Source organism: Rhizobium sp. SEMIA 4085 (assembly GCF_013004495.1).
GTDB lineage: Bacteria > Pseudomonadota > Alphaproteobacteria > Rhizobiales > Rhizobiaceae > Rhizobium > Rhizobium gallicum.
Genome location: NZ_JABEPH010000284.1, coordinates 1 through 8,103 on the forward strand (window position 1 = coordinate 1; position 8,103 = coordinate 8,103).

Annotated in this window: 8 protein-coding genes and 1 pseudogene; 7 read left to right on the forward strand and 2 right to left on the reverse strand. The window is 59.4% G+C overall.

Annotated features, from left to right (window positions below):
- The 3 genes and pseudogenes from C9413_RS23380 to purB all read left to right on the forward strand — a co-directional run.
- Positions 1-298 (forward strand): annotated as a pseudogene (locus tag C9413_RS23380) (ribulose-phosphate 3-epimerase); the annotation flags it as partial.
- Between the two features lie 19 nt (positions 299-317).
- Positions 318-803 (forward strand): hypothetical protein, encoded by a 486-nt coding sequence (locus tag C9413_RS23385; RefSeq protein ID WP_039845010.1) that lies wholly within the window; start codon positions 318-320, stop codon positions 801-803.
- A gap of 64 nt (positions 804-867) precedes the next feature.
- Positions 868-2,169 carry an adenylosuccinate lyase gene (gene purB, locus C9413_RS23390; protein WP_039845011.1) on the forward strand — a complete coding sequence of 434 codons (1,302 nt, stop codon included), beginning with the start codon at positions 868-870 and terminating at the stop codon, positions 2,167-2,169.
- Positions 2,170-2,214: 45 nt separating this feature from the next.
- Here the strand turns inward: purB and C9413_RS23395 are convergent, their stop codons facing one another.
- Positions 2,215-2,673, reverse strand: coding sequence for a low affinity iron permease family protein (locus C9413_RS23395; protein ID WP_039845012.1), 459 nt, complete (start codon positions 2,671-2,673; stop codon positions 2,215-2,217).
- An 85-nt stretch (positions 2,674-2,758) separates the two neighbouring features.
- Positions 2,759-3,556: a DUF2189 domain-containing protein gene (locus tag C9413_RS23400; protein ID WP_039845013.1), complete on the reverse strand. Its 798-nt coding sequence runs from the start codon at positions 3,554-3,556 to the stop codon at positions 2,759-2,761.
- Between the two features lie 166 nt (positions 3,557-3,722).
- Between C9413_RS23400 and C9413_RS23405 the strand changes: the two genes are divergently transcribed.
- From C9413_RS23405 to purS, 4 genes are all read left to right on the forward strand, one after another.
- Positions 3,723-4,277, forward strand: coding sequence for an alpha/beta hydrolase (locus C9413_RS23405; RefSeq protein ID WP_170250963.1), 555 nt, complete (start codon positions 3,723-3,725; stop codon positions 4,275-4,277).
- A gap of 129 nt (positions 4,278-4,406) precedes the next feature.
- Positions 4,407-6,656 carry an EAL domain-containing protein gene (locus C9413_RS23410; RefSeq protein ID WP_039846776.1) on the forward strand — a complete coding sequence of 750 codons (2,250 nt, stop codon included), beginning with the start codon at positions 4,407-4,409 and terminating at the stop codon, positions 6,654-6,656.
- A gap of 229 nt (positions 6,657-6,885) precedes the next feature.
- Positions 6,886-7,650 (forward strand): phosphoribosylaminoimidazolesuccinocarboxamide synthase, encoded by a 765-nt coding sequence (gene purC, locus C9413_RS23415; RefSeq protein WP_022715264.1) that lies wholly within the window; start codon positions 6,886-6,888, stop codon positions 7,648-7,650.
- Positions 7,651-7,680: 30 nt separating this feature from the next.
- Positions 7,681-7,923: a phosphoribosylformylglycinamidine synthase subunit PurS gene (gene purS, locus C9413_RS23420; RefSeq protein WP_039845014.1), complete on the forward strand. Its 243-nt coding sequence runs from the start codon at positions 7,681-7,683 to the stop codon at positions 7,921-7,923.
- Positions 7,924-8,103 lie beyond the last annotated feature (180 nt).

Here is an 8,103-nt window from a genome sequence, read left to right on the forward strand (position 1 = left end):
GCACCGTCTCGACGCCGTCGCCCTCACCCTCACCATGTCGGTGACCCCCGACAGCGGCGGCCAGCAATTAAGTCCCGCGATGGCCAGAAAGATTGCAGCGGCGAAGTCCCTAATCGGTGACAGGCCGATCGAGCTTGAGGTCGACGGCGGCGTCACCATCGAGACCGCACCGATCGTTGGCAAGGCGGGCTGCAATGTGCTCGTCGCCGGTTCGGCGATCTTCAAGGGCGCCTCCGTCGAAGCCTACCGCAGCGCCATCAGCGACCTGCGAAGCGCTGCAAAAGCCGGGCGCTCATGACATTGGCATATCGTTGACGATGGACCGAATACGCGCTGCCAGACCACCCATTTTGGAGCTGTTTGGCGGCGCCGCGCTTTGGGGCCTCATGATGATGGCTTCGGCGATGTCGGCGCTTTACATGCGCAATCGCTTCGAGACGGAACACGCGGCCGAACTGGCGCTTCTCTATTTCGCCGGCGGCCTTTTCTCCTGGCCCTTCATGCTGCCGATCGGCCGCTTCTTCGCCTACCGGCGCCGGATCGACACGCGCTTTGCCGCCTTCTTCGTCTGCCTGACGGCGGGCACGATGCTGATGACGGCATTTCTCTTTTCAATGGACTACCGCATTTTCTATTCGCGCTGGCATGCGCCGTTCGGCAGCCTGGTATGGACCTATCAGTTCATCTTCACCGGCGCGAACGCCGTCTATCAGTTCCTGGTCCTCGGTCTGCGGCTCTTCTTGCCGTTCGGCCTCGTCTGCCTGCTTGTAACCAGCTACGCGCTTGCAAAACGCATGCGTTGAGATTACCGCGCGTCTTTGCTACAGGGGCGCCAGAAAGTCTTCCTCGCAACGAAAGCAGTGAGCCATGATCCCGCGTTACTCCCGCCCAGAGATGGTCGCCATCTGGTCGCCCGAAACCAAGTTCCGCATCTGGTTCGAGATCGAAGCACATGCCTGCGACGCGCTGGCCGAACTCGGCGTCATTCCAAAGGAAGCCGCAAAGACGATCTGGGAAAAAGGAGGCGCGGCAGAATTCGACGTCGCCAGGATCGACGAGATCGAAGCCGTCACAAAGCATGACGTCATCGCCTTCTTGACGCATCTTGCCGAATTCGTCGGACCGGACAGCCGTTTCGTGCACCAGGGCATGACCTCGTCCGACGTGCTCGACACAACGTTCAACATCCAGCTGGTGCGCGCCGCCGACATTCTGCTCGCCGATATGGATCGCGTACTTTCAGCGCTGAAAACGCGCGCCTTCGAGCACAAGGACACGGTCCGCATCGGCCGCAGCCACGGCATCCACGCCGAGCCGACCACCATGGGGCTCACCCTCGCCCGCTTCTATGCAGAGATGGGCCGCAACCACGCCCGCCTCGTCGCCGCACGCGCCGAGATTGCCACCGGTGCGATCTCCGGCGCTGTCGGCACCTTCGCCAACATCGACCCGCGCGTCGAAGAACATGTCTGCGCCAAGCTCGGCCTCACGCCTGAGCCGGTCTCGACCCAGGTCATCCCGCGCGACCGCCATGCGATGTTCTTCGCCACACTCGGCGTCATCGCTTCGTCGATTGAGAACATCGCGATCGAGGTCCGCCACATGCAGCGCACCGAGGTTCTGGAGGCCGAGGAATTCTTTTCGCCGGGCCAGAAGGGCTCGTCTGCTATGCCGCACAAGCGTAACCCGGTGTTGACCGAAAACCTCACCGGCCTTTCCCGCTTGGTGCGCATGTCGGTCGTGCCGGCAATGGAAAACGTGGCGCTGTGGCACGAGCGCGATATCAGCCACTCGAGTGTCGAGCGCGCCATCGGCCCGGATACGACGATTACGCTGGATTTTGCCCTGAACCGCCTGGCCGGCGTCATCGAAAAGCTCGTGGTCTATCCCGAGAACATGGAGAAGAACCTCAACAAGTTCCGCGGCCTTGTCCATTCGCAGCGTGTTCTCCTGGCCCTCACCCAGGCCGGCGTTTCCCGCGAGGACGCCTATCGCCTCGTGCAGCGCAACGCCATGAAGGTCTGGGAACAGGGCAAGGACTTCCTCGAAGAACTGCTCGCCGACCAGGAAGTCCGTGCGGCACTTTCGGAAGATGATATCCGAGAGAAGTTCGACCTCGGTTACCACACCAAACACGTCGACACGATCTTCAAGCGCGTTTTCGGCTAACCCCCCGCAGCATTCGAAAACGGCGCCGGAGCAACGGCGCCGTCGTCATTTTTTCTTGCGCGATGGTGCAGCGCGTTTGCTTCCCTGCGATCTTTTGCGGCGTCCTTCAACCGCCTGCGACACATTGCTCGCCTCCGTGCGGCCTTTTCCTCTGGCGGCTTTCGCCACCAGCCGGTCTAGATGTTTCAAATCCTCCTCGTCGAGGTTTTCGATACCGATGAAGCGGTTCTCGGCATGGCTGGTCAGGATGAGTTCATCGAGTTTGGCCTGGATGGCACGCGTGTCGCGCATCTGCGCGTTCTGCAGCACGAAAACCATGAGGAAGGTCACGATCGTCGTGCCTGTATTGATGATCAGCTGCCATGTTTCTGAATAGTCGAAGAACGGCCCCAACACCGCCCAGACAATGATGACCGCGACCGCGAGAACGAAGATGGCCGGCTTCCCCGCCCATTCGGACACGTTGGTGGCAAAGCGGGTAAAAACGTGCCGCGATGCTGGCATGGAAACCTCCTTCAAAGACATCGTCAGATTAACTTTGAAGGAGGTTGCAGGTTCCGCTCGCTTAACGCACAGACTGCATCGTGCCTTATGCAGGCGTGACCAGTTTTCTGTAGAGATGCCATGTTGCGTGGCCGAGGATAGGCATCACCAGCGCCAGCCCGACAAAAAGCGGAATCGTGCCGATGACCAGCGCCGCAGCAATGATCAGGCCCCACAGCATGACCGGTACCGGGTTGACGACAGTTGCGCGGATCGAAGCAGCCATAGCAGCCACCAGCCCTACATCGCGATCGAGAAGCAAGGGAAACGTGACGACGGTCGTCGCCAGAACCACGATGGCGAAGACGAGCCCCAGCAGATTGCCCCAGATGATCAGTTGCATGCCTTCGGACGTGCCGAAAATCTGCGAGGTGAATACTTCGATCGACCGCGGGAAAACATCGCCGAACAGGTTCGTGTAGAGCGTCTGCGCTGCGACGAGCCAGACGATGAAGAAGCCGAATAAAAGCAGCCCGCCGACGATGATCGACGGCAAGGCCGGCGATTGCCTGACTTCGAGCGCATGCCTCCACGACGTATCGAGACCCGCCTCACGGCGGCGGCTGATTTCGTAGAGCCCGATGGCGGCAATCGGCCCGATCAGCGCAAACCCGGACATCAGCGGAAAGATCATCGGCAGAAGGTTTGCGTCCGATGACAAAAGAGCAAGAAAAATGCCAGCAATCGGATACATGAGGCATAAGAACACGTAATGGGAAGGCTTTTCGCGAAAATCGTCCAGCCCGCGACGCAACGCGTCGAAGACGTCTGCGGTGCTGATCTTGTTGATAGCGAGACGTGCGTAGCGCTCGCCTGATCCTGTCATAACATGAAATGCCGACATGGCTTTCTCCTCCGTAAGCCGATCGGCCGGCGGCGGGAATGCATCGGCATTGACGCAGCCGACACGAGAAACCGCAACCGGCAATGGCGCGATCATAACGAATTTCACTGCCGTTGTCGCGCTTTCCCTTGACAGAACGGCCAAGCTTTCTCACATCGGCGGGATCATGAAAGCTTCTGACGTCGATATTCTCATCATCCCTGGCTACACGAATTCCGGCCCCGACCACTGGCAGACCCGTTGGCAAGCAAAGCTCAGCACCGCACGGCGCGTCGAACAGGCGGAGTGGTCAAAACCGGTCCGCGAAGATTGGGTCGCCCGCATCGCCGAGGAGGTGAACGCCTCGTCCCGCCCCGTCGTCCTTGTCGCCCACTCGCTCGGAATACCCTCGGCGATCCATGCGATCCCGCATTTCAGGAAGAAGGTGGCCGGCGCTTTCTTCGTGGCACCGCCCGATGTCGCCAACCCGAAGATCCGCCCGAAGCACCTCATGACCTTCGGTCCCTACCCGCGCGATCCGCTGCCGTTCCCTGCGATCCCAGTGGCAAGCCGCAACGACCCATTCGGCAGCTACGAGCATGCCGATGACGTTGCCGCAAGCTGGGGCTCGCTTCTGATCGACGCTGGTGAATCCGGCCATATCAACGCGGAGTCAGGCCACGGCCCCTGGCCGGAGGGAACGATGGTCTTCGCGCAGTTCCTGAGCCGCCTGAAGCCGTAGGCCCTGGCAAACCGAAAGTTTTCCGCGTCTTTCAGGCACCGCTTAACCGTTATTTTATTCAATGACTTCAGACTGCCTGCACGCGAATTGAGCGAGTGCGCAGTGAAGCAGCGAAAACAGGTCAGCGCGATCGATACTGACAACAAGCTTGCGGTGAAGCAGGCACCGGATACCTCCGATCTGGCGGAGCGCGAGAGCCGTTGGAACTATGCGCTCGTCGGCTCTGGCCTCGGCGTCTGGGACCACAACAACCTAATCGGCACCAAATACTACTCCGATACATGGAAAGAAATCCGCGGCATGGCTCCGCACGAGGAGGCCGACGGAGACTACGAGGAATGGCTCAAGCTTCTTCATCCCGATGACCGCGACTTCGTCATCATGGCCATTGAGAAGCAGATCGCAGGGGACCCGGATTATCACGTGTTCGAATACCGGGAGCGCCACAAGAACGGCGGCTGGGTCTGGATCGAATGCCGCGGCGCCTGCGTTGAATGGGACGAAAACGGCGCTCCTGCCCGCATCGTCGGCACGGATACGGACATCACGGCCCGCAAGCGATCCGAGGAGATGCTCGAGCACCTGTCGCGCAGGCTGGATCTCGCTCTCGAAATCTCGCGCATCGGCGTTTTCGAAGCCGATCTCAACGCCGCAACAGTCGAGTGGGACGACCGCTTGCTGGCGATGTACGGGCTTGAAGGCACGCCGCGCGTAAAGCTGAGCGAGGCATGGGAGCAGGCGCTGCACCCGGACGACCGCGAGCGCACGCTGAAGAACCTAGACGCAAGTCTCGAAAAAGACCGCGGCCTGCTGCAGGAGTTTCGTATCATCCGCGGCGATGGCGCCGAACGCGTCATTCGCTCCCGCTCGGCTTTCTTCCTGGATGCCGACGGCAACCGCAAACTCATCGGCGCAAACTGGGATGTCACCGAAGAGGTCAGTCTTCGCAACGATCTGCAGAAGGCAAAGGATCTCGCGGAAGCCCGCAATCAGGAACTCGAAGCCGCCAGGGAAAGCATCGAGCATCTGGCGCTTCACGATTATCTCACGGAACTGCCCAACCGCCGCTATCTCGACCGCATGCTCGATGAGCGTTCCGCCGGATGCCGCGAGAATGGCTTGACGCTCGCGATCCTGCATATCGACCTCGATCGTTTCAAGCAGATCAACGACACCCTCGGCCACCGCGCCGGCGACGCCATGTTGAAACACGCGGCCAGGGTGCTGAAGGAGAGCGTGCGCGCCAGCGATTTCGTTGCGCGCATCGGCGGCGACGAGTTCGTCGTACTTTGCACGATCGACAGTTCTCCGAAGAAGCTTTCCAATATGGCAGCTCGCATCATCCGCGAACTCAGCAAGCCGGTCCGCTACGAAGGCCATGACTGTCGCTTCGGCGCCAGCATCGGCATTGCCGCAGAAAGCGGCAAGGACCTCGATGCAAAGCAGTTGTTGCTCAACGCCGATATTGCGCTTTACCGCGCCAAGGGCGCAGGCCGCAACCGCCATGAATTCTTCTCGAAGGACGCCCGCCGCACCATCATCGCGGCGAAGCGCCTGTCGGACGAAATGCTGCTCGGACTGGAGCGCAACGAATTCATTCCCTTCTATCAATTGCAGTTTCATGCCCAGACGCTGGAGGTTGCCGGCGTGGAGACGCTGGCACGCTGGCGGCATCCGGAGCACGGATTGTTGACACCAGGCCACTTTTTGACGATTGCCGAAGATCTTGACGTCGTCTCAGCGATCGACGGCCTGATCCTCGAGAAAGGGCTGGCTGATCGCGCCGCCTGGGCAAGAGACGGTTTCGTCACACCGAAGCTTTCGGTGAATGTCTCCTCTAGGCGCCTGGCCGATCCGGGCCTTGGCAAGAAGCTGCGGGTGCAGAAGATCGAGCCGGGGATCCTCTCCTTCGAGCTCTTGGAATCGATATCGCTTGACGATTGCGATGATGCAGTCCTGACCAATCTCAGGCAATTGCGCAAGCTCGGGATCGATATCGAGATCGACGACTTTGGCACCGGTCATGCCTCGATCGTCAGCCTGCTCAAACTCAGTCCTCGCACGCTGAAGATCGACCGGGAGCTGATCCGCATGCTGCCGCAGTCGGCCGAGCAGAGAAAGCTCGTCCGTTCGATCATCGATATTGGCCGTTCGCTGAACATCCTCGTCACGGCCGAGGGTGTCGAAAGCATGGATCATGTCCGCATCCTTAGCGATCTCGGCTGCGACATGCTCCAAGGCTATGCCCTGGCCCGGCCGATGCCGGCCATGCAGATTCCGGCTTTTGTACGCAATGCGGGCTGGCGGCGGCACGACGGCGACGCCCACGCCCTTCAGGGTGTTCTTCGCCAGCACATCAAAAGCAACCGCAGCAAATAAAGCCTGCATAAGCGGCCGTGCTGGCGGCTTTGATTCCACCGCATCACAAAAAACTGTAAGCTTATCTCCAGAAAGTCTTCGATTCTCTTGGGCCGCGTTCCTACATATCTGGAATCCGGGGAAGGAGTGACAGGCGCATTGTGAAACTCTCTCTTTTCCTTTATGGGGACGCCACGAGATCCATCCACTCGCGCTATCCCAAGAGCGCCAACGACAGAGAACAACTAAAATGAACCGTCGCCGCCGTATCTACGAGGGCAAGGCCAAGATTCTATATGAGGGACCGGAACCGGGGACTTTGATCCAGTTCTTCAAGGATGACGCCACAGCCTTCAATAAGAAAAAACACGAAGTCATCGATGGCAAGGGCGTTCTGAACAACCGCATTTCGGAATACATCTTCAGCCATCTGAACAAGATCGGCATCCCGACGCACTTCATCCGCCGGCTCAACATGCGCGAGCAGTTAATCCGGGAAGTGGAGATGATCCCCCTCGAGATCGTTGTGCGCAACGTCGCTGCCGGTTCGCTGGCCAAGCGCCTCGGCATCGAGGAAGGCGTGGTTCTGCCGCGCTCGATCATCGAATTCTACTACAAGTCCGATGCTCTCGACGATCCGATGGTTTCGGAAGAACACATCACCGCCTTCGGCTGGGCAAACCCTGCCGAGCTCGACGACATCATGGCGCTCGCCATCCGAGTCAACGACTTCATGACCGGCCTCTTCCTTGGCGTCGGCATCCAGCTTGTCGATTTCAAGATCGAATGCGGACGGCTGTTCGAAGGCGACATGATGCGCATCATCCTTGCCGACGAGATTTCGCCCGATTCTTGCCGCCTCTGGGACATCGAAACCCACGAGAAGATGGACAAGGACCGCTTCCGCCGCGATATGGGCGGGCTTCTCGAAGCCTATTCCGAAGTCGCGCGCCGCCTCGGCATCATCAACGAAAACGAGCCTGTGCGCGGCACCGGCCCGGTTTTGGTCAAGTAAGTCGTTCTGGTCAAAGACAGGGAAGAAGAAGTGATCAAGGCTCGTGTAACCGTCACGCTGAAAAACGGCGTTCTCGATCCGCAGGGCAAGGCAATCGAAGGCGCGCTGAGCGGCCTCGGCTTCACAGGCATCGGCCATGTCCGCCAGGGCAAGGTCTTCGACCTCGAGCTCGAAAGCGCTGACAAGGCTAAGGCTGAAGCCGACCTCAAGGCCATGTGCGAAAAACTACTCGCAAACACGGTGATCGAAAATTATACTATTTCTCTCGACTGACGGTTGCGGAGAAGGTGATGGCTGACATGCAGGCGACACAACAATCTGCATGGCACGATGAGCCAGGTACTTGATCGCCTGGGTCGCATTAAAAATCGTCTCGAACTTCGAGAATTGGCAGAAGCACAAGCAAGGTTTGAACCGCACCCATGAAATCAGCCGTCGTTGAACGTCCGCGCC

Coding starts and splice junctions, on each gene's coding strand:
- purB (WP_039845011.1), top strand. CDS start 868: ATGATCCCGCGTTACTCCCGCCCAGAGATGGTCGCCATCTGGTCGCCC.
- C9413_RS23395 (WP_039845012.1), bottom strand. CDS start 2,673: ATGCCAGCATCGCGGCACGTTTTTACCCGCTTTGCCACCAACGTGTCC.
- C9413_RS23405 (WP_170250963.1), top strand. CDS start 3,723: ATGAAAGCTTCTGACGTCGATATTCTCATCATCCCTGGCTACACGAAT.
- C9413_RS23400 (WP_039845013.1), bottom strand. CDS start 3,556: ATGTCGGCATTTCATGTTATGACAGGATCAGGCGAGCGCTACGCACGT.
- C9413_RS23385 (WP_039845010.1), top strand. CDS start 318: ATGGACCGAATACGCGCTGCCAGACCACCCATTTTGGAGCTGTTTGGC.
- purC (WP_022715264.1), top strand. CDS start 6,886: ATGAACCGTCGCCGCCGTATCTACGAGGGCAAGGCCAAGATTCTATAT.